General features: G+C 67.6%; 16 protein-coding genes, 1 other RNA gene and 1 pseudogene. 12 read left to right on the forward strand and 6 right to left on the reverse strand.

The features are described from left to right. Positions 1-71: 71 nt before the first annotated feature. Positions 72-1,697 carry a M16 family metallopeptidase gene (locus ACVTJA_RS13475; protein WP_465836760.1) on the reverse strand — a complete coding sequence of 542 codons (1,626 nt, stop codon included), beginning with the start codon at positions 1,695-1,697 and terminating at the stop codon, positions 72-74. After that, positions 1,697-3,055 carry a M16 family metallopeptidase gene (locus ACVTJA_RS13480; RefSeq protein ID WP_465836761.1) on the reverse strand — a complete coding sequence of 453 codons (1,359 nt, stop codon included), beginning with the start codon at positions 3,053-3,055 and terminating at the stop codon, positions 1,697-1,699. The genes ACVTJA_RS13475 and ACVTJA_RS13480 overlap by 1 nt, the downstream gene beginning before the upstream one ends. 221 nt (positions 3,056-3,276) lie before the next feature. On the opposite strand from ACVTJA_RS13480, the gene ssrA reads away from it, so the two are divergent. From ssrA to ACVTJA_RS13515, 7 genes are all read left to right on the forward strand, one after another. Further along, positions 3,277-3,642, forward strand: a transfer-messenger RNA (tmRNA) gene (gene ssrA, locus ACVTJA_RS13485). Between the two features lie 244 nt (positions 3,643-3,886). Continuing rightward, positions 3,887-4,942 carry a helix-turn-helix transcriptional regulator gene (locus ACVTJA_RS13490; protein ID WP_465836762.1) on the forward strand — a complete coding sequence of 352 codons (1,056 nt, stop codon included), beginning with the start codon at positions 3,887-3,889 and terminating at the stop codon, positions 4,940-4,942. 226 nt (positions 4,943-5,168) lie between these two features. Next, the gene (locus ACVTJA_RS13495; protein WP_465836763.1) at positions 5,169-5,372 is read left to right on the forward strand and encodes a YjzC family protein; all 204 of its coding nucleotides are present in this window, start codon (positions 5,169-5,171) and stop codon (positions 5,370-5,372) included. Between the two features lie 362 nt (positions 5,373-5,734). Further along, the gene (locus tag ACVTJA_RS13500) at positions 5,735-6,595 is read left to right on the forward strand and encodes a DUF2381 family protein (protein WP_465836764.1); all 861 of its coding nucleotides are present in this window, start codon (positions 5,735-5,737) and stop codon (positions 6,593-6,595) included. A 9-nt stretch (positions 6,596-6,604) separates the two neighbouring features. Further along, positions 6,605-8,425 (forward strand): serine/threonine protein kinase, encoded by a 1,821-nt coding sequence (locus ACVTJA_RS13505; RefSeq protein ID WP_465836765.1) that lies wholly within the window; start codon positions 6,605-6,607, stop codon positions 8,423-8,425. Between the two features lie 176 nt (positions 8,426-8,601). Then, positions 8,602-9,957 (forward strand): serine/threonine protein kinase, encoded by a 1,356-nt coding sequence (locus ACVTJA_RS13510; RefSeq protein WP_465836766.1) that lies wholly within the window; start codon positions 8,602-8,604, stop codon positions 9,955-9,957. A gap of 501 nt (positions 9,958-10,458) precedes the next feature. Continuing rightward, complete coding sequence (locus tag ACVTJA_RS13515; RefSeq protein WP_465836767.1) at positions 10,459-11,511, forward strand: TOPRIM nucleotidyl transferase/hydrolase domain-containing protein; 1,053 nt, start codon at positions 10,459-10,461, stop codon at positions 11,509-11,511. A 23-nt stretch (positions 11,512-11,534) separates the two neighbouring features. Here ACVTJA_RS13515 and ACVTJA_RS13520 read toward each other — a convergent pair whose 3' ends face one another. Continuing rightward, positions 11,535-11,798, reverse strand: coding sequence for a transposase (locus ACVTJA_RS13520; protein ID WP_465836768.1), 264 nt, complete (start codon positions 11,796-11,798; stop codon positions 11,535-11,537). 44 nt (positions 11,799-11,842) lie between these two features. Between ACVTJA_RS13520 and ACVTJA_RS13525 the strand changes: the two genes are divergently transcribed. The 3 genes and pseudogenes from ACVTJA_RS13525 to ACVTJA_RS13535 all read left to right on the forward strand — a co-directional run. Further along, complete coding sequence (locus ACVTJA_RS13525; protein WP_465836769.1) at positions 11,843-11,968, forward strand: hypothetical protein; 126 nt, start codon at positions 11,843-11,845, stop codon at positions 11,966-11,968. A gap of 314 nt (positions 11,969-12,282) precedes the next feature. Continuing rightward, entirely contained in the window at positions 12,283-12,585 is a 303-nt protein-coding gene (locus ACVTJA_RS13530; RefSeq protein ID WP_465836770.1) for a hypothetical protein, read from the forward strand. 1,323 nt (positions 12,586-13,908) lie between these two features. Continuing rightward, positions 13,909-14,364 (forward strand): annotated as a pseudogene (locus ACVTJA_RS13535) (integrase core domain-containing protein); the annotation flags it as partial. A 121-nt stretch (positions 14,365-14,485) separates the two neighbouring features. Here ACVTJA_RS13535 and ACVTJA_RS13540 read toward each other — a convergent pair. After that, the gene (locus ACVTJA_RS13540; protein ID WP_465836771.1) at positions 14,486-15,241 is read right to left on the reverse strand and encodes a DUF5953 family protein; all 756 of its coding nucleotides are present in this window, start codon (positions 15,239-15,241) and stop codon (positions 14,486-14,488) included. Further along, on the reverse strand, positions 15,238-15,516 hold the full coding sequence (locus ACVTJA_RS13545) for a DUF6310 domain-containing protein (protein WP_465836772.1): 279 nt from the start codon (positions 15,514-15,516) through the stop codon (positions 15,238-15,240). Before ACVTJA_RS13545 ends, ACVTJA_RS13540 begins: the two co-directional genes overlap by 4 nt. Before the next feature lie 132 nt (positions 15,517-15,648). Between ACVTJA_RS13545 and ACVTJA_RS13550 the strand changes: the two genes are divergently transcribed. After that, positions 15,649-16,131, forward strand: a complete 483-nt coding sequence (locus tag ACVTJA_RS13550; RefSeq protein ID WP_465836773.1) for a hypothetical protein — start codon at positions 15,649-15,651, stop codon at positions 16,129-16,131. A gap of 127 nt (positions 16,132-16,258) precedes the next feature. Then, entirely contained in the window at positions 16,259-19,381 is a 3,123-nt protein-coding gene (locus tag ACVTJA_RS13555; protein ID WP_465836774.1) for a serine/threonine-protein kinase, read from the forward strand. Between the two features lie 56 nt (positions 19,382-19,437). Here ACVTJA_RS13555 and ACVTJA_RS13560 read toward each other — a convergent pair whose 3' ends face one another. Continuing rightward, the gene (locus ACVTJA_RS13560; RefSeq protein WP_465836775.1) at positions 19,438-19,989 is read right to left on the reverse strand and encodes a hypothetical protein; all 552 of its coding nucleotides are present in this window, start codon (positions 19,987-19,989) and stop codon (positions 19,438-19,440) included. Positions 19,990-20,384: the final 395 nt, after the last annotated feature.

A 20,384-nucleotide genomic window follows, 5' to 3' on the forward strand; every position in this document is an offset into this window, starting at 1 on the left:
ACGCTCTTAGCACCCGATACCGAAGGGCGGAAACAAATGACCCACCCTCCGGTATCAAATACAGCCCCGTCTTATTTCTCCATCACACTCTGCGCGGGGACGATTTCAATCGCATCCGGGCGCAGGGGCAGCTTGAACGTGGAGATGGCCTCGTCCTGATTGAGCAGCGCCTCGTCCTTGGGCGAGGCGTACTTGATGGGCGAGGGCGGACCTGCGCGCAGCGCCTGCGCGAGCCCTTCGGCGTCCTGGGTGACGAAGGCGAAGTTGAGCGCGTCCGGGTGGACGTGGCGGCGCAGCGCCTCCTGCACCGTCTGCGGCGTCATGGTGTTGAGTGCCTGACGGTACTGCTCCAGGAAGTTGGGCGCGCCGTAGAAGAGCGAGTCGATGGCGTAGCCCAGGCGCCGCTGGTCCGTCTGCTCCCAGAGGCGGGTGTAGCCCTGGAGGTAGCCCTTCATCAGGGCGAAGCGCTCCGGGTCGATGCCCTCCTTCACCAGCGCGTCGAGGAAGTACACCGCGCCGCGCGTGGCGAAGACGCCGTTGACGGGCACCACCGGGCGAATCCAGATGGAGTGGAGCTGCTGCGTGCGGGCGATGTTGGTGCGGTTGTACGTGGAGCCGGGGTCCTCGATGAAGTTCTCCGCGTAGGCGTAGTTGCCGTAGTTGAGGCCGCGCTTCTCGCGCAGCTCGTTGAAGAGCACGCCGAGGAACTGGCGGTGCTCGCCCAGGTGGGAGAAGGCGAGCGCGAGCGGGAAGAAGTCCGGGTCCCCGCGCCGCACCGGCGTGACGTAGCCCATGCTGATGGCGGTGGAGAGCGTGGGCTTCTGGATGATGACGGCGCGGCCAGCCGTGGTGGGCACCGGCGGCAACTCCACGCGCGCGGCGCCCTGCGCGGGCAGCGTGGACAGGCGCTGCGTGAGGGTCTGCTTCAGCGCGTCATCCACCGGGCCGGCGAGGCCGATGACGAGCCGGTCCTGCGTGAAGACGCGGCGGGCGTGGGCCTTCACGTCGTCGAGCGTAATCGCCTTCAGCCCCTGCACGGTGCCGCCCACGTAGTGCGCGTACGGGTGGCCCTGGTACAGCAGTGCGTCGAGCGCCACCTTGCCGAGCGCCTCGTCATTGGCGCTGCGCAGGCCGTTCTCCACGTCGCTGATGGCGTTGGCGCGCAGGCGCTCCAGCTCGCCAGCGTCCAGGCGCGGGTTGAGGACGACGTCGGTGAAGATGTCGAGGAAGCGCGGCAGGAAGTCCTTGTGGACGCGCCCGGAGAAGGCGGTGAACTCCTTGTCCGTGTACACGCCCAGCTGCGCGGCCATGGGGTAGAGCGCGTCCAACAGCTGCGCCGAGGTGAGCTTCTGCGTGCCACCCTGGGCCATCAGCGCGGACGTCAGGTCCGTGAGCCCCTCCTTGCCCTTCGGGTCATCCACCGAGCCCGAGTGGAAGACGAGCCGGAAGGCGACGATGGGCGTGTCCTGGCGGGCCAGCACCACGAGCTCCATGGGCTTCGGCTGCCGCAGCGGCACCGCGGGCACGGCCTCGGGCCGCGCGGGCGCCTGGGCCTGCGCGGGTGGCGCTTCCGTCAGCGCGGCGGAGGAGGGCACCGCCGGGGGCGGCTCGTTGGAGTCCACGGGCGGCTTCTGCGACGAGGCGCAGCCGGCGAGGCCCAGCAGCGCGGCGAGCGAAACGAGAGCACGCATCTTCATCACTTCGTCCCTCCGGCGCCGGCCGTCTTGGGGGTGAGGCTGAGCAGGATGAGTCTGTTGGCGGTGAGGTACTTCTTGGCGAAGTCCTGGAGCTGCGCGGGCTTCACCTTGGAGAGGTTCTGCAGGTGGAGCTGGAGCCCGTCGGGCGTGCCGAGGATGCCGGCGTTCAGCGCGAGGCGGATGCCCACGTCGCGCGGCGTCTGCAGCGACATCAGCGTGCCGTAGCGCTCGTGGTCCTGGATGGCCTTCACGCGCGCGGCGTCCACCTTGCCGGCGGCGAGGTTGCTCACCTCCTTCAAGAGGGCGAGCCGCACGGTGTCGCGGTCCTTCTCGTTCTTGAGGGTGGCGGTGAGGCTGAAGAGGTTCGGGTCCCTGTGCGCGGAGTAGTCGCTGCCAATCTCCTCCACGAGCTGCTTCTCCAGCACCAGCGACTTGTACGCGGGGCTGGTGGGGCCGGTGAGGTAGTCCACGAGCACCGTCTGAATCGCGGCGTCCATGGTGGTGACGGACGCGGCCGGCGTGCGCCAGGCCAGGACCTGGCGGGGCTGCGTGGGCTGCGGCCAGTCGATGTGCGCGGTGCGCGGGCCCGTCTGCGGCGGCTCGGTGGGCACCGTCACGCTGGCGACCTTGCGGTCCCACGGGCCGTAGTTCTCACGCACCAGCTGCATCACCTTCGCATCGTCGAAGTCACCGACGATGAAGAGCATCGTGTTGTCGGGGGTGTACCAGCGCTGGAAGAACTCGCGGCTGTACTGGTAGGCCTGGGGCATGGCCTTGATGTCGTCGTAGAAGCCCAGGGTGGTGTGCCGGTACGTGTGGCGCGTGAAGGCGGCGGCGTTCAGCTCCTCCTCCATCTTGAGGTACGGCGCGGCGGCGTTCTTGTGGTACTCGCCGAGCACCGCGAGCGCCTCCGTCTGGAAGGCGGGCTCGGCGTACTCGAGGTTGCGGAAGCGGTCCGCCTCCAGCTCGATGAGCTTGGGCAGCCCGGCGGTGGGGCCGTAGGAGTAGTAGACGGTGATGTCGTCGGAGGTGAAGGCGTTGTCGTCGAAACCGAAGGTGCCCATCACCTTCTCGCGCGTGCCCTCCGGGTTGTTCTTCGTGCCCTTGAACATCATGTGCTCGAAGAAGTGGGCGAAGCCCGTCTTGCCGGGCTCCACCTCGTTGCGCGAGCCCACGCGCACGACGGTGACGTAGGCGATGATGCCCTGGGACGGGTAGGGCACGCGCACCACGGTGAGGCCGTTGGGGAGCTTCTCGGTGTTGAGCGTGTAGGGGAAGGAGGCGGTGGGCCCGGACTGGGCGGCGGCCGGGAGGGCGGTGCCCAGCAGGAGCAGCAGGAGGGGGAGCAGTCGTCTCATTCGGGGTCCTCGTGGGCCGGGCTGTGACGATGAGACCCGGCGGGGTGGGGACCCTACGACGGCTCGGCCGTGGAGGGGGCGGCTTGTGGCGCGAGTGTCCGGCGGCGTGCGCCGAAGTGAGAGCCGGGACAGTCAGGAGGATTGACGGCCCCCCGTCAGCGGTTAATGTGAGGAAGCGCGGGTGACGCAGCCCGCGAGAAGTCGCAGTGAGTCAACCTACCGGGGGCGACCTGGTTTCGACGGGGGCATTGAAGTTCGAGACGCGTGCCGAGCTTGTCTGGTAGCTCGTAAATCCAACCCGGCAAGAACACAAAAGCCAACGACAACGTTGAGCTCGCGCTGGCTGCCTAACAACAGCTTCTAGTGCGCGGTCCCCCAGCTCTCGGCCCGTGGGGTTGGGACGGACCGTCATAATGCGGGCTGGCTGCCGAGGGTGCCTGGGCCCGAGGTAGCGAGACCTTTCCAGGACCGGCTCTGAGTATCCCGTCCGTGGGAGCCTCAGGGACGTAGCAAATCGCGGACTACGCACGTAGGGTCGAAGAGCGGAAGGCTTTCGGACGCGGGTTCGATTCCCGCCGCCTCCACTGAGAAGAACGAGCCCCGTGGCGCCAGCAAGGTGCCACGGGGTTTGTTTTTGAGCAGCCGAGCGCGTCGAGGTCCTTCCGCCGCTGCTGGAGGCCTGACCCGAGCTGCCCATCGGAGTCGCCCCTTTCGGCCAGTTCCAGACAGCCGAGACAACACACGTGCATTGAGGGCGTGCGGATGCTCACCCCCGGTGGATAAGACGGTGCAACCCTGGGGCTACGCTTCGAGTGTTGGAGGACCCGTGCCATGAGCCGGTTGCCGCAGCGGGTGGTGCTCGACTTGATGTGCGGATTGGCCGAGTCACGAAGCCTCGCGCAGTTCCAGGAGCGCACAGAGTCGCTTCTGGCGAAGCTCTTTCACGCTGACCATGTGGCGTTCTGCTGGATGCATCCTGACCTTCCCACAGGGTTCGAGTGGAAGGCGAGCACGACGGGGCATTTCCTCCAGAGCTATTACCAATGGTACCAGGGCGACTTCGTCTTCCAGTGGCTCTCGCAGCATCCCAACACGGCTTTCAGCGACACGGAGATGCTTCGAGGCCGGAAGCTCGAAGAGACGGAGACGTTTCGGCGCAGCCGGGAGTCGCACCTGGGCTTGCGGCATGTCCTCGCGGTCTTGCTGGCTGCCGAGCGCCAGATGGGGAGCGGTGCGGTCGCGCTGTACAGTGACCAAACCCAGCCTTTCCGTGCGGAAGGTCGGCGTTTGTTACAAAAACTGACTCCCGCCCTGTCGGGAGCGTTCCAGAACTTCGCGCGATTCGGCGCGCTGTCCGCTCACAACCAACTCCTGGAGGAGATGCTTCGCCAGGAGGGGGCCAACGCCATCGTGCTGGACGCCAGACGGGAGTTCTTCCGGACGGGAGCCGTCACATCGCTGTTGGAGAAATGGTTCCCCTCGCGCTCCGACCGGGACGAACGAGGAATTCCTCGGGCCATGAGCGCGCGGATGGACGCGCTCATGGCGAGGAGCGTCCTTCTCACGCCCACCTCGGACTCGTGGCGGGAAGAGCGAGCGATGAGTGCCTTGGAAGTGAGCTTTACCCGGCTGCCTCGCATCGAGGGGCGCGAATTGTGGGAACTTCGGCTCCGAGAGGTCAACGAAATCCCCGAAGCCTGGCGGGGGAAACTGTCGCGCAGGGAGTTCCAGGCGGCAGTCCTCGTTGTTCAGGGCAAGGCAGACAAACAGATCGCCCACGCGCTGGGGATCGCCGAGGAAACGGCGAAGGACTACGTCCACGGGGCCTACCGGAAGTTGAACGTGCATAGCCGAGCCGAGCTCATCGCTCGGGCCCGGCGCTCCTGAGGCACTTCGGGGACGGAGCGAGCCCATCTGCCAGAAGGACCCGCCCAGCGCTCGGGCAGGCTGCATGCATCGCGTTCTCGCGTGCCTCCTCCGCCAAGAGGCCCAGGTCGAGGACGCGAGTGGTGCGCGCGGCCAGCCGAGACACGGGCACTCCCCCCGAACGGGGGGATATGGCTCTCCAACTCAAGGCTCTAGCTTGTGTCTTGAAACAACCAAGGAGAAGCCAATGGCGACCGTGGGACAGGAATTCAAGACAGGTGACAAGTGCGAGACCAAGGGCGATTACACGTTCGTGCGGTACGCGGACAATGTGTGGGCCCCTGCACCGACAGCCAATGAGCAGGTGATTCCTCTCGACAAGGGGGACACCTTCCCGCCCATCAGATCTCAGAACAAGGCCGCCTGGTGGAGGCTGACCCGTCTGACGTAGCTGTCGAGCGGCGGAGTTCGATCCCGCCGCACCGTACTTCGAAGCCCGGCGGGCTCGTCCCCGATACGTCCTGACGGAACGGGGACGAGCATTGAGTGCGCCGGGATGAACTGGCATGGAGTAGAGCGTCTCCTTCACGCCCGTGAGCTCGGAGGGCTCCACGAACACCCCTCCTGCCGAGAAGTCCGCGAGCCGCGTGGCGGAGGGATATGCGTCCCCGCTCGCGGTGGGGCGTGCTCAGTCGAACGGAACCCGCGCCTCACCTGCTAGGTTGGGCGCAGTTCTTCGGAGGTTGTCCGCCGGTGCCTTCTGTCCCACGTCGGCTCGTTCTGCTGTCTGTCCCCCTGCTGGGCGCGAAGGCCATGGCCCAGGCCCCGAACGCTACGCGCGGGCGCGAACTGAAGCGGCGCCGTGTGGCACTCTCCGTTGCCACAGCCGACAAGCCGGTGGAGCTGCACGTCGCGCCCGACTACCTCACAACCCTGGAGTTCGACTCACCCGTGGACCGCGACACGGTGACGCTCAGTGCACCCAGAGACCGGTTCGCGCTGTTCGAGGTCAACAGCCGCAGCATTGTGCTCAAGCCGGCAATGGAACTGGCACCCAAGCAGAGCGTGGAGATGACCGTACCGTTTGCGGATGGGCTCGCCCCGGACCGCGCCGTGTTCTCGCTCGTCACGCACGCTTCCGAGGTGGACGGCCAGGTGACGGTGTCGCGTCTGCAACGCACGGCAGAGGCAGTGCAGGCCGAGCTGGACGAGGTTCGCGCGGCGTGTGCAGCCAAGGATTCCGAGCTGGAAGCGCTCCGGAGGCGCAGCATGGCGAGCGGCCCGGCCGGGATGATCTTCGCGGGACTGTTGGACGAGAAGGGAGTCCAGGCCGGAAGGCCTGAAGCGAGTTCAGGTCAGGGGGAGGACCGTCTGGTGGCCGAAGAAGTGGTCGCCTACCGGTCGAGCGCCTGGGCCGCTTTGGCGATAGCGGTGCGCAACACCGGCGCGAGGCCCTGGACACCTTCCGAGGCGCGGCTTGTCACCGTCGCGAGCGGGGAGCGCATCAACGTGCTTGCGGTGCGAATGCGGGAGCCGCGGATTGAGCCGGGCGGGACGGCCCTCGTGGTGGTGGAAACCGGAGCCCCAAGTTGGCCGACAGGCACGGCCCTCCGGTTGGATCTGCGCGACAGCGAGGGCGCCCGGCGCCTTCTCATCCCGCGTCTCGCATTCTAGAAATGCCCCATGCTGAACGCGACGAACCCCGCCCACCTGCAACCCGGGCAGATGGTAGACGGCTGGCGTGTGCTGCGGCTGCTGGGCTCGGGCACCTACGGCGCCGTCTACCTCGTGGAGAAGGACGGCCAGCGCTTCGCGATGAAGATCGCCATGCACCGCGCCAGCAGCGGGGACGCGGAGCAGGCGGATGCACGACTGATGCGGGAGATGGTGTGCCTCGTCCAGGTCAGCGGCCATCCCAACATCGTGCGCGTCCACGCCCACGGGCGCTGGCCTGATGTGGCCAAGGGCTGGCTCTACGTCGTCCTCGACTACGTGGACGGCTACACGCTGGGCGAGTGGGTGGAGAAGATGCACCCGACGGCGCGCGAGGTGGTGCGCGTGTTCGCCAAGCTCGCGGCGGCGCTGGCCCACCTGCACGCGCGGGGCGTCTTTCACCGGGACTTGAAGCTGGGCAACATCCTCGTGCGCGCCTCGGACGGTGAGCCCTTCATCCTGGATTTCAGCGCGGGGGACTACACGCTGGCCCCGGAGTTGACAGACACTCCGCTGCCGCCCGGCACCCGTCGCTATCGCTCTCCCGAGGCGTCGAGTTTCCTGCGCGAGCACGGGGACGAGCATGGCGCACGCTACGAGTTCAAGGCGACCGATGACGTGTACGCGCTGGGCATCTGCCTCTATGACGTGCTGACGAATGCGCAGCCAGCCAGCGAGTCGCCGCGTGTGCTGGTGGGGGGCCAGTGGCTGCCACCCGCGCCCCATACCCTCAACCCGCGAGTGCCCGAGCCGCTGAGCACTGTGGTCCTGCACTTCATTGCCCGTCAGCCGGAGAAGCGAGCGTCTACGGCCGAAGTCATGCGCCGGGAACTGGAAGCGTTGCTGTCGCAACAAGGCGGTGAGTGGGTGGTGCCCCTGCATGTTCCCTCGCCACACCTCCAGCTCACCCCCGCCGCGCCGGAGGAGGAGCCGCAAGTGACGTCCCGCCCCCCACGGCGGCGCGTAGCGAGCGCGGTGGCCGCTGTGGCACTCGGCGTGGCGGCACTGGCGGCCTACGCACTGCTGCGCCCCTCTACGCCCCCGGTGGCGCAAGCTCCGGAGGTCCAGGCACCCGCCCCGCCTTCCGTCGCGCGAGATGCCGGCTCCCGCGCGGTGGCCGCCACCTCGCCTCCAGCGCCCGCAGCGTCGTCCCCTGGGGTAGCTTTGCCCCCTCCCGCCCCTGTCCAGAAGGAAAGCCCTCCCGTGAAGCGCGCTCCCTCTCCGATGCCCAACCCCGCCGAGTCCACCGCCAGAAAGCCGAAGGCCCTGGCCTCCCGCCCGAGCTGGCCTCCGTCGCCGTGGGCGGACTTCTTCAAGACCTGCCTGGGCGCGACCGCTGCCGCAGCTCTCCAGTTGGGCTGCCCGGGTGCCCAGGTTCGCCCCGAGCCCGCTGACTGCCCCTCAGAGGCGCGCGATGTCATGTTCAACTGGGAGCGCAAGGAGGGGCTGAGCTTGGAGCCGGGCGACTCGGTGATGCTCACCCTGGACAGGCGCCAGCCCGGCGCGCACGGTGAATCGGGTGTCTACGCTGATGGGCCTGTGACCGGAGTAGTGCGGATCAGCACCCGGAAAGGGTTCCCCGTAGGAACGCTGGTGTCGGGCTACCTGTGGACGAGCGGCGAGGTGGCCGTGGGCCGCTACACCGAGGCACAGCTCCCCGACGGCCGCACCGTGCCGGTCTGCATCGTCCTGGGCAAGCGGGGGTACATGGAGAAGGGGGACAACTCGAAGCCCGGGGCAGCGGAACTCAATCGGACGTTCCCAGCCTACTTCGTCGAGCGCTGGCCGTAGCTCTCTCGGAGCGCGTAAAGCTCCTTTGCAGTTCGGGGTCTCTTTTCTTCACTCGAAGTGAAGTGGAATTCCAAGTTTTTTGACCTATCACGTCGTTCCTCCTGGCATGGGCTGGCATTACCTTGTGCGTGCCTTTGCGCGAATCCCTCTCGCGCGGGCACCGGAGCTTCCCGCCCATGTCCAATCCGTCTGACTCTCGGCGTGCCGGGAGCGTTGTCCTATTCACGAATGGCGACACCGCCTACGAGTTCTTCCGGGACCTGGGGCAAGGGCGTGTTGGCGAGCGAATCCTCCTCGCCCAGACCCGCACGGGAAAGCGGCTGGGTCCCTGTGTGGTGCTCAAGTGCGTGCCCGTCCCGCACGTGGCGAACCTGACCGAGAAGTACCGGCGCACCCGTGCTCGGCTGGAGGAAGAGGTCAGGCTGGCGCAGTACCTCCAGCACCCGCGCATCGCCCGCGTCCACGGCCTTTTTGAAATGGAGTACGGCCTATGCGTGGCGATGGAGAACGTCGAAGGGCTGACGCTCAACACGCTGCTGAGCGTGGCCCAGGCGTGCGGGCGCTACTTCTCCGAGGCGTTCATCCTCTACGTGGGCGCGGAAGTCGCAGCGGCCTTGGACTACGCGCACACGCGCACGGATGACGCGGGCGTGCCGCTGGGCATCGTCAACCGAGACGTGAACCCGGCCCGCATTCGCATGGGCCCGCACGGCGAGGTGAGGCTGACAGACTTCGGGGTGGCCCTCTCGCGATTGGCGGGGCGGTTAGCCACCTCGCTCCCTCGTCCCCAGGGCGAAGTTCTCTACGCCGCGCCGGAGATGTTGCTGGGTGAGGTTGTGGACGCACGGGCTGACCTGTTCTCCCTGGGGCTCACGTTGCTGGAGTTCGCCACCGGGAGGCACCTCTATGACCCGGGCCACCTGCGCATTGAGGATGTGGAGGCGCGGCTATCGCCAGAGGAACGGGAGCAGGCGCTCGCGGCCTCGGTGGCGTCCATGGTGACGGAACTGCCGCCGTTTGCCGAGGACGCCATCTGGTGCGCCATGGCCTATCGCTCCGAGGACGTAGAGCGCGCGGCGGAAGGACTGCCCGTGCCACTCCGGGACATCCTTCACACGCTGCTGAGGCGCAACCCCGCTGAGCGCTTCGCCACGGCTGCCGAGCTGGAAACCGTCATGAGTGCGAGACTGGCGCAGTTGGGGCCCTACACGGGCGAAGACGCCGTGAGAGAAGTTCAGCGAGCGCTCGTAGAGGCGGGCGACAAGCTGTGGGAACTGGAGGTGCCGGAAGATGAGGGCGGCATCACCGTGCCTCTCACTGCTTCGCTCAGCTCAGGTGAGCTTTTGACGGCGACGGAGCCATCCGGAGGCTCGCGGACGGCTGCCGCTTCGTCGCGCCACCCGGACGAGGTGACGACCGCGCCCGGTGGAGGGCCGCATCGCTCGAGTAAACAGACGCCAAGGAAAGATGGGGGCCCTGTTGAGGGGGAGGGTGCAGAGGGGCCGAGGAGCAGGAGAAGACGTCCACCTTGAAAACGCGGCGCAGCAGTCCCGCCCAGGCGAGCCTCGGTGCGCGCTGACACCTGCCGCAGGTGCCCACCACTGCTGTCGCTGCCGCGGGTGCCTCCTCCTCGCTCGGCCTCGCCGCTGCAGGGAGCGCCATTCTGGAGCACCTGGCATTGCCCTCGCGGCTTGCGAAGCTCGTGGCACCGGCACAGGGTCCCCCCAGAGCGCGTAGTGTTGAGCCCAAGCTCCCACGGTGACATGGAAGCCCATGCCCTTGCGCCCTGCCGTCTGGATGTGCCGCCTGGGCCGGCATGTGCCCCGAGGGGCGGCACAGCCTCTGCTCCGGCTCGGTGCACAGCCCTCGTGTCCCCCTCCAGCGGCCCTTCTTCGCCCCTCTTCACCAGCCCGCCGCATTCAACAGGGTTCCTATCCGTCCTATACTTTTCATTCGTTGCGCCCGCGAAGTTCGGTCGCCGTGAATGAGGTGCTTCTTTCCGCAATCAGCCGTTTGCTCTCCTGTGTGATCAAATGAACAGCTTCGACGCAATTAGAAGGGAATACGAAGAGCTCTTGAGCTTGCCCGTTGAGTCGACTGGAGTCGCGAAACGTCGGCGAGGCTTTGCGTTTGAGCGGCTGCTAAATAATCTCTTTGCACTCGACGAACTTGAGCCGCGGGCCGGCTATCGGCCCGCAGGGGAACAGATCGATGGCTCGATTTATCTTGACGGACGCATTTACTTGCTTGAGGCCAAATGGCACGCTGACCCGCTGCCAGCCTCAACGCTCTATCAGTTCAAGGGCAAGGTGGACGGGAAGCTCGCGGGCACGATCGGCATCTTCATATCCATGTCGGGATACGCAGACGACGCCGTCGATGCACTCATCCTTGGCAAGGGCCTCAATGTGATTCTGGTCGATCGACGCGACATGGACGCGGCCATCGTACGCGGCAATGGCTTCAAGAAGGTTCTGAAGCTGAAGCTCCGCAAAGCCTCAGAGGAGGGGGCTGTTTATTTCCCAGCCGAGGGCGAACTCGTCACAGCTGAGAAGACGCGCACCATTGACATCGATCACCTGCGCTTCGACCACGTCACGGACCGAGTTCTGGCTACTAAGCCGGTTGAGCCCGCGGCAGCTGACCTTTTGATCGTTTGCGAAGGGGATTCCGATCGTGTGGTTATAGCCACGCTTGTCGAACGTATCCTAGCGACAGCCGGCTCTGATCGCTCAATCAAGATATTGACTGCGATGGGCAAGCTAACCATCCCGCGCGTTGCCAATGCGCTGCGGAGTACTTTCCGCTCCGACTCCAAGGTACTGATCGTGGCCGACGGTGATAACGACCCTATCGGAACATCCGCCATGCTCTCGAACGGGCTGGAATTCAAAGACTGGGTTGCTTCCATCCCGAATCCATCGATCGAAACCTGGCTGGGCCTTGATCCGGAGAGCCTCCGCCGCAAGGGCGGAAAGTTCAGGATCGAGCAATACCAGTTAGCCGCTTATCAAGCGGATATAGCTGCGCTTAAGATACGGGATGAAGAGTTTAATCGATTTTACAATGCTGTACTCGGAGCTTAAAGCCTCTACCAAACGTGTGAGCCTCACTCGCCTCGGTGGACAGGTTGACTACGCTGCCTGCCTTCGCCCGGCACGAAGACGCCTTCCGGCACCAGCGCATGGTAGTGAGGGGTTATTTGCAAGGCCGAGCCGAAAAATTGGAGAAAAGAGACGGCCCGCGCATAAGAGGGATGGGGGCCCTGTTGAGGGGGAGGGAGGGTGCAGAGGGGCCGAGGAGGGCCGCTGACGGGGCCGCCCGAGCGATGCTCCCGGCCGGTGGACAGGTCGCTTGAGCCCCCTTGGGGCACACGCCTGCCCAGGCCGCGCTCCCATCAGGTGCGTGGCAGGAGCGGTGAGTGCCTTGTCGGACAGCCCCAGGGTGGCCCCGCGCGCCACGCCGGTGGCGAAGGCCTCCACGTCGCGGCTGCCGTACTCCTTCTCCTGGCGCTCCTTCTCGGCCTCCTCGGGGCTGACGTAGCCCCAGCCCATGGAGAAGGTGCCGGCGGCATTCTCGGCGGGGACGGTACCGCGCTGCCCGTCCGGCCCGCGCACCTCCACCAGCCCCTTGGGCAAGGCGTACGCGCCGGAGCGCACGCGCTCCGCCACCTCGCTGTCCGGGACGACTTCTACGGTGTCGGTGGCAAGGTTGAGCAGCTCGGCCATGCCCCCGAGGACACCCCCGAAGGCCCACACCGGCCGGCTGCGGCGAGGACTGCACGGTCCCGGCTCCCGGCAGTCGCGGATGATTGACAACCGCCTGAGGGCAGGACAGGAACCCCTGGTCCCTTTCCCATGGAGACGCTGATGCCGACGCCGATGGACATCGCAACCCGCAGGCTGGAAACGGCCAAAGAGAAGCTCCGTGCTGACTTGGAGCTGTTGCAGTCGCTCAAGAGCCTTCGGGAGGAAGGCGGTCACCCTGTGAACAAGGACACATTGGCGGCGGCGGCCGACCACGTCGCGGCGGAAGTCGAGGGCGCCGCGCAGGAACTCATCAACGCACGCGAGGCGCTGGCGAGCCTCAAGGCCAAGATGGCGGCGTCGGACGAAAAGCAAAAGGCTGCCGGGCGTCAGCTGGGACTTGGGCCGCGCTGACGGCCTTGCCCTGTTGCGGCCGCCCACACCCCGCTTGGACGTATAAGAGGGATGGGGGCCCTGTTGAGGGGGAGGGAGAGCGCATAAGAGGGATGGGGGCCCTGTTGAGGGGAGGGAGGGTGCAGAGGGGCCGAGGAGGGCCGCTGACGGGGCCGCCCGAGCGCTGCTCCCGGCCGGTGGACAGGCCGCGCAGCCCCTTGGGGTACACGCTTGCCCAGGCCGTGCTCCCATCAGGTACGTGGCAGGGGCCTGGGCCTGTTGGCTGTCTTGAGCCTCAACACCACTCGGCCAGGGGTGGCCCTCGTGCCGGGTCCAACCTCGCACATGCCGTGGGCGAGCCCAGGTGCTCCAGCATCGCCCTCGCCTCGGAGGCCCCCCTTCACGTACGCCAAAGCCCCTTAAGCCTGCCTCCACGCCTCACGCAGGCGAACACGTCGAAGTGTGACGGGCCACCCCATTGGATCGCTCGCGGGCCACCCCTTCGGATCGCAGCTTCGATCACGTCGGGGCCCGCGTGCCCGGGTGCGTCAAGGGTCGGCTTCGCCGAAACCTGAAGGCCAACGCCACGACGGTAGGGTACGTGCGGCAGCACCCGCTCCACCAAGTGCACCGCCGTCACCTGAGCCCGCTTCGCGTTGCAGGAGGGGCCCCCCTCGCCCCTTGCACGAGAAGGCGACGAGCAGTCCGTCCTTACAACTCTCGCAGCGCACCCGCGGGAATCCGTGCACCAGCACGCCGCACTCCAGGTGCCTGGCGAAGTCCCGCTTCACGTACCGTGGCAGACCGCGCCCCACGTCGCTCGCCTCCGCCAGTAGCGTGGCAAGGTTCTCCCTTACAGCCTCGTACAGCAACGTCCCCTCCGGCTGCATCCGCCGGTACGCCCACCCCCGCTCCTTCACCTGCCCCTCCCCAGTTCCACCTCGCCAGGGCATACGCTGCCGTCAGGCTCGCACGGGCTTCACGTGAGCCCTGCGAGACTGGGGAACTCGGGCCGCTCGCGTCCGTGAGCGGGTTGACCCTGTGGGGCCGCATGTGCCCCCAGTGTGCCCCTCCAGCGGGGATGAGAACGGGACAAGACGGGGGAAGCCGGGATAGGGCGGCACAACGAACCGACGTGAGATCAAGGCGATAGTGGGTAACAGCGTGTCCTGCCTGAGGTTTCCTATCGCCCTGTCTGCGGGTTCGATTCCCGCCGCCTCCACTGAGAAGAACGAGCCCCGTGGCGCCAGCAAGGTGCCACGGGGTTTTGTTTTTGAGCAGCCGAGCGCGTCGAGGCCCTTCAGCCGCCGCTGCTGGCAGCAAGCTGGCTGTCCCGAGGGGCTGGTGCTGCACTCGGACTACGGTGGTCCGATGAAGGGCGCCACGTTGCTGGCCACCCTGCAGTGGCTGGGCGTCACCCCGTCCTTCAGCCGGCCCCGCGTCTCGGACGATAACCCCGTCTCCGAGGCCCTCTTCCGCACGTTGAAGTACCGCCCCACCTTCCCGCAGCGCCCCTTCGCGTCCGTCGAGGACGCGCGTGCCTGGGTGATGCGCTTCGTGGCCTGGTACAAGACCGAGCACCGGCACTCGGCCATCCGCTTCGTCACGCCTGACGACAGACACTTCGGCCGCGAGGCGGCGCTGCTGGCTCGACGCCACCAACTGTACCAGCGCGCCCGAGTCCGTCACCCCGAGCGCTGGGGTCGCGACACGCGAGACTGGACGCCAGCGGGCCGTGTCCGTCTCGGCCCCTCTCCAAACCTCACCCCGGCAGTGCAGGAGATGAAGCGCATCGGCTGAACCCTCTCACGCGACATCTTCCTTGACGCTCACCGGTGTAGGTTGCAGCAATGGTGCATGACCTCCCGGATGGGCGCCCTACCATTGCCGGCACGCGCGCAGGGGGGCCCCGAGCAGAGGGTCAAGGCGCCGAGCGCCCGCCGATCTCCGGGAAGCGCTCATAGGCCCGCTTCAGCGCGTCCAGGTGGGCGGGGTTGTCCAGGTCGAGCGGCGCGTCCGTGAGCTGCACGACCCACCCACCCGACGACGTGCGCCGCGCCCGCGTGAGCAGTTCGGCATCGCGGGTCGGGTCCGGGAATCCGATGGCCTGCGCGGCAGCCGCAGACCAGTAGTTCAGCCACCCGAGATAATAGGGAATCTCAGGTGAGCGGATTTTCTCTGGGGGTTTGAGCATGGGAAGCCCACGGGGTGAACGCTCCGGTCCATGATCTGAGCGGCGCATCTGCTGCGCGACTTCCGAGCCGTAACCCTCCGACGAGGAATGCCCCCAGAACGCGCGAGCGCCTTCGGCAACACCCTCCAACACACTCGATGCCGCAGCGATAACAGTCGCGTCTAGCGGCAGGTCCGCATGGACATCGAGCAGCGGCTGGCCTCCCGGTGCCTGACTCGCGGGTGTTTTCAACCCGGTAATCGTCACGGGGTAGCTCTCGTCGCCGTTGCATAGCAACGGGAACTTTCCGCGTGTTGCCGCCTCAGAGAGCCAAGCGTCGCGCTGCGGTAATTCGATGGGGCGCCCTCCTTTGCCTACTTCCCACTTTAGGCGCAAACCTGGAAGAGCCCGCTCAATCCCATGGACAACAGCGAGCGTGCGGCCATCGTCGTTCTCGAGCGCGGGCGAGTAGAGGGCGAAATGGAGGCGAGCTTGCGTGGTCATCGTTTGCACCCCGTAACGACGACATTGGGTTCAAGGTCGGGAGCCAAATCGAGCAGCGCCTTCTTGTGCGCGGCGCTGCTAACCCCAACAACGAAGTCATATCCACAGGCCGCAGCAATTTCGCGATCTTCCCGCATCTCATCCACATGATCGCGCGCCACCTGATTCCGAAGAAAGAGCGAGTACGTGTCAAATTCATGGGTCATGATCTCCCACAGCACACGCACGCCGACTTGCAGCGCATCAAAGCGCTTGCCGCCAACGAGCACGTCCATGCCGGGGTAGCGGTTCGGCGGAAACTTGAAGTTGCCCCGTTCCGCGGGGCAGCTTCACGGGCCGCGGGCGCTCGCGCGGGGACGGCTACTTCTCTGGCGAATAAATGGCCACCGGAGGGTATGAGGAACGCCATGAGCGACGAGCGCACGCCTGCCGAGCCCGAAGTGATGGAGCCCACGTTCTGGCGGAAGAACGGCTGGACGGCCAGGGTCATCAAGAACGAGGAGGACGACGGCTGGGCCGTGGAAATCCGCAAGCAGGGGCTCGCCGAGCCCGTCCTCATCAGTCCGTGGGTGATGGGCCGCGACAAGAAGAACCCCAAGCCCTTCGATGCGCCGGCGTTCGCGACCTTCGTGAAAACGGCCTCGGAGGTCCTCGACCGCTCCGCGCGACAGCGCGACCAGGCCATGACCCGGAAGCTCTCCATCGCCTGGGAGGGCCGCTGGTACGAGGTCCGGCTCGAGCTCGTGGCCGATGAGTATGAGCCCCACGCGCTGCTCTCGGCCATCGACGACGCGGGCGCGACCGTCGCGAAGCATCGCGTGCCCATGAACTTCAAGTTCAGCAGAGACGTCGCCAACGCGTGGGTGCGCGGCGGCTTCCCCGAGCCCTGAGCCGGCCTGGGTCCCGCGAGGTTTCAGTCCAGCGGGACCTTCTGGCCATACCTCGCGGCGAGCAGCACGGCAGCCGGGAGCGGTGCCGGTCCCCGGTATAGTGTGCGGGGACCGGCATGGGGCGGTGATGAAGCACCCTTCAGAGAAGACCATCGTGGCCTTCGTCGAGGGCCAGCTGCCGAGCTCGGAGGCCAACGCGCTCGACGCGCACATCGACACGTGCGACGTGTGCCGCTCGCTGGTGGTGGCCGCGGCGAGGGACTCCGTTCCTGGGAGCGGTGCACCGGGCGCGTCCGCCGGGGTGCCCGCTCCGCCCGAGCGGGGCGCGCAGCTGGGGCGCTATACGCTGCTGGAGGTGCTCGGCCGGGGCGGCATGGGCGTGGTGTATGCCGCGCACGACTCCGCGCTGCACCGCAAGGTGGCGCTCAAGGTGCTACGGGCGGACCTGGCGGCGCGCCTGGGCGTGGACCTGGCGTCTGCCCGGCTCCTGCGCGAGGCGCGCATCTCCGCGCGGCTGTCACATCCCCATGTCGTCACCATCTACGACGTGGGCAGTGACGACGGCCAGGTCTTCATCGCCATGGAGTACGTGGACGGCCAGCCGCTCTCGGCGTGGCTCGACGCCGGGCCCCATCCGGCCAGCACCGTGTTGGAGCGCTTCATCCAGGCGGGACGGGGGCTGGCGGCGGCGCACGCGGCGGGGCTGGTGCACCGGGACTTCAAGCCCGCCAACGTCATGGTGGGCACGGACGGCCGCGTGCGCGTGGCGGACTTCGGCCTCGCCGGCTGGACGGAGGAGCCCGCCGGGAAGGACGCGCCGGCGGACGCGGGCTCCGCGACGGACATCCGCACCGCCGGGGTGCAGGGCACGCCGCTGTACATGGCGCCGGAGCAACACCGCGGGGAGCGGGCCGGCCCGCTCGCGGACCAGTTCAGCTTCGCCGTCGCGCTATACGAGGCGCTCTACCGGCGGCGCCCCTTCGAGGAGAAGACGCTGGAGGCGCTGGCCGAGCGCAAGGCCCGGGGCCCCGCGGAGCCTCCCGCGAGCGGCGCCGTCCCGGAGCCGGTGCGCAAGGCCCTGCTCCGGGCGCTCAGCCCGCGCGAGGAGGACCGCTTCCCCTCGATGGATGCGCTGCTCGCGGTGCTCGCGCCACGGGAGGTCGCGCCCTGGCGCCGGCCGCGCCTGGTGGCGGGCGTGCTGCTGCTGCTCGTCGTCGGCGCGCTCGGGGCCTTCGCGCTGGGACGGGGGCCGAGCCAGGTGTGCGCGGGCGGTGAGCAGCAGTTGGTGGGCGTCTGGGACGATGCGCGGCGGCGCGCAGTGAACGACGCGTTCCTCGCCACCGGCGTGCCCTACGCGGAGGATGCCGCTCGCAGGGCCACGACCATCCTCGACGGGTACACGCGGGACTGGGTGGCGGCCCGCCGCGACGCGTGCGAGGCGACCCAGGTGCGCAAGGAGCAGCTGGCCGAGCACCAGGCGTTGCGGATGATGTGCCTCGACGAGCGGCTGGAGCAGGTGAGGGCGCTCGGGACGTTCTTCACCCGGGCCGACCGGGGCATCGTGGAGCGCGCGGTGGAGGCGGCACGCGGGCTGACGCCGCTGGCCGGCTGCGCGGACCTCCAGGCGCTGAGCGCGAAGGTGCCGCCTCCGACGGACCCGGCGGTGCGCGCGAGGGTGGATGCCCTGGCCGTGAAGGCGGCCGAGGCCCGGGCGCTGTATGGCGCGGGACGGTACAAGGACGCCATCGCGGTGGCGGGCGCGGCGCGCGTGGAGGCCCGCGCCACGGGCTACAAGCCGCTGGAGGCCCAGCTGGGGCTGCTCCAGGGCGAGGCCGAGGACCAGGCGGGAGACTACAAGGTCGCGGAGAAGACGCTGCGCGAGGCGCTGTTCGCCGCGGAGGCGGGGCGCGATGATGTCACCGCCGCGCGGGCCTGGACGTCGCTCGTCCAGGTCGTCGGTCGCAGGCTGTTCCGCTTCGACGAGGCGCTCACGCTGGGGGAGCATGCGAACGCGGCCATCGTCCGCCTGGGCAACGCGGAGCTGGAGCAGGCGCGGCTGCTGGCGAACCGTGGTGCCGTGCTGAATGCGAAGGGGGAGTACCCGGAGGCCCTGGCGCAGCTGCAGGAGGCGCTCGCCATCTACAACCGGCTGCTGCCCGAGGACCACCCCGACCTGGCGCAGACGCTCAGCGATGCGGGCGCGGTCTCCGCGACCCTCGCGCGGTATGGCGAGGCCCGCGAGGACCACCTGAAGGCGTTGGCCATCCAGGAGAAGGCCTTCGGGCCCTGGCACCCGAAGGTGGCCATGACGTTGTTCAACCTCGGAAACGTGCTCTACATCAAGCACAGCCCCGAGGAGGTGCTGCCGTACTTCCAGCGCGCGCTCGACATCATGGACGCGGCGTCGCTCGGGGAGCATCCCCTGGTCGTCAAGCTCTACGGCGTGATGGCCATGCTCGAGTACCAGCGCGACGACTACGCCCGGTCCATCCAGTTCGGGGAGCGCGCGCTCGCGCTCGCCGAGAAGCTGCATGGCCCCGAGCACTACGACGTGGGACTCATCCTGATACGGCTGGGCAGGTCCTTCGCGTACTCGGGACGGCTCGACGAGTCGCTCCAGGTGCTCCAGCGCGCGCGCGCCCTCTTCGAGAAGGTGATGGGCCCCGGGCACGCCAGCGTCTGCCTCGCCCTCAACGCGCTGGGCCGGACGTACCTCATGCGCAAGGAGTACGCCGCCGCGAAGGAGTCGTTCGAGCGGGCCATCGCCCTGATTGCCAAGGCCTTCGGGCCCGACGCCGTCGCCTCCAGCTCCAGCGTGGAGGGGCTGGGCGACGTGCTCGCCCGGCAGGGCCGCCGCGCCGAAGCACTCGCGGCGTACCGCAGGGCGCTCGCGCTCGCCGAGAAGGCTGAAGACGCGGGCGGGCGCGATGTGCCGGGCCTCTTGTTGGATATCACCGGCATCCTGCTCGAGCTGCGCCAGTACCCCGAGGCACTGGCCACGGCGGAGCGGGCCCTCGCCGACCGTGAGAAGGAATTGAAGCCCGAGGACCCGAAGCTGGTGGACGCCCTGAGTGCCGTCGGCGTGGCGTCCTTCCACGCCGGACGCCTGGACGCCGCCAGGGCCGCGCTGGAGCGCGCGGTGAAGTTGAAGGAGACGGAGGACAATCGCGAGGCGCTCGCCCGGGCGCGCGAGTACCTGGCGCGCGTCGGCGGGGGCCGGAAGGCAAGGCACGCGTCGCCTGCTCCGTGAGCTTCCTTTTCGTCCGTCCCACCCTCGTGCACTGGGAGGACCGAGTCACCCAGTGGTCAGGCCGGCCTGACCAGGTCGAGGTGAAGCTCGACCTGATCGACGTCGCCTCGGGAAAGAAGGCAGACGTTCGACCCCGGGCCCGGTCCGCCAGCGCTGAAGTTCATGAAGGAGGCCCCCGCCAGCGTGCCCGACGTCCCGCAGAGACTGTCGCCAGCGAGGTGGATGTCCACCGGCACCCTCTGGGGCAGCACGTCGATGCCAGTGAGTGCCAGCAGCTCGTCCTTCACCGCGAGGAAGCCCGCGTAGCGGGCGAAGATGTACTCCTCGTCGATGGGGCAGGGCTCCTGGCAGACGATGCGGAAGGTGTCACCCGGGCGCTGGTACGCGAGGTAGCTCTGCCCTCCGAGCATCACCTGCTCCCGGGGAATGGCGGGCACCTCGGGACGTGTGCCGGCGTCGGTGCCCGCGTCCAGGCCCGCATCCGTGCCCGCATCGGGCTCCGGTGTCCCGGCGTCGGCCGCGTGCTCGGCGTCGCCGCAGGCGGACAGCAGCACGAGCGCGAGAGTCAGCAGGGCGAGAGTCTTCTGGGCGGAGTGTCTGGACGTCATGGCGTGCTGGAGTACTACAGCAACCTGCTCTCGAGGAAATCGAACGCTCCACGTCATCGTCTTCGGCGACTACTCGAGAAGAGGAGAGCTGACAGCGGGCCCTCGGGGACCATTTCCGAGAGCTGGCGTTCCTGTTCATGCCCTCTTCTCGCGCGAGGAACCCATGACGTGTTGGGATGAGGCGATGACAGAAAGACAAACAATAAACACAACAACCCACGCCGTGACTCCCGCTGACCAGGCGGTTTCGAGCTCGCATCCCTGGCGTGGACTCGTGTGCCCTCGGAGTGCCCCTCTCCATCGACAGGGCTTCGCTGAAGGCGTAACAAAGCTTCTCGCGTGGGAAGCTCGCGCCAGAGCCCCCGCGGGCGAATGAGGCATCCCGGAGGTCACAC

The organism is Pyxidicoccus sp. M6, assembly GCF_055568925.1.

Coding starts and splice junctions, on each gene's coding strand:
- ACVTJA_RS13475 (WP_465836760.1), bottom strand. CDS start 1,697: ATGAAGATGCGTGCTCTCGTTTCGCTCGCCGCGCTGCTGGGCCTCGCC.
- ACVTJA_RS13480 (WP_465836761.1), bottom strand. CDS start 3,055: ATGAGACGACTGCTCCCCCTCCTGCTGCTCCTGCTGGGCACCGCCCTC.
- ACVTJA_RS13490 (WP_465836762.1), top strand. CDS start 3,887: ATGAGCCGGTTGCCGCAGCGGGTGGTGCTCGACTTGATGTGCGGATTG.
- ACVTJA_RS13495 (WP_465836763.1), top strand. CDS start 5,169: ATGGCGACCGTGGGACAGGAATTCAAGACAGGTGACAAGTGCGAGACC.
- ACVTJA_RS13500 (WP_465836764.1), top strand. CDS start 5,735: ATGGCCCAGGCCCCGAACGCTACGCGCGGGCGCGAACTGAAGCGGCGC.
- ACVTJA_RS13505 (WP_465836765.1), top strand. CDS start 6,605: ATGCTGAACGCGACGAACCCCGCCCACCTGCAACCCGGGCAGATGGTA.
- ACVTJA_RS13510 (WP_465836766.1), top strand. CDS start 8,602: ATGTCCAATCCGTCTGACTCTCGGCGTGCCGGGAGCGTTGTCCTATTC.
- ACVTJA_RS13515 (WP_465836767.1), top strand. CDS start 10,459: ATGAACAGCTTCGACGCAATTAGAAGGGAATACGAAGAGCTCTTGAGC.
- ACVTJA_RS13530 (WP_465836770.1), top strand. CDS start 12,283: ATGGAGACGCTGATGCCGACGCCGATGGACATCGCAACCCGCAGGCTG.
- ACVTJA_RS13540 (WP_465836771.1), bottom strand. CDS start 15,241: ATGACCACGCAAGCTCGCCTCCATTTCGCCCTCTACTCGCCCGCGCTC.
- ACVTJA_RS13545 (WP_465836772.1), bottom strand. CDS start 15,516: ATGGACGTGCTCGTTGGCGGCAAGCGCTTTGATGCGCTGCAAGTCGGC.
- ACVTJA_RS13550 (WP_465836773.1), top strand. CDS start 15,649: ATGAGCGACGAGCGCACGCCTGCCGAGCCCGAAGTGATGGAGCCCACG.
- ACVTJA_RS13555 (WP_465836774.1), top strand. CDS start 16,259: ATGAAGCACCCTTCAGAGAAGACCATCGTGGCCTTCGTCGAGGGCCAG.
- ACVTJA_RS13560 (WP_465836775.1), bottom strand. CDS start 19,989: ATGACGTCCAGACACTCCGCCCAGAAGACTCTCGCCCTGCTGACTCTC.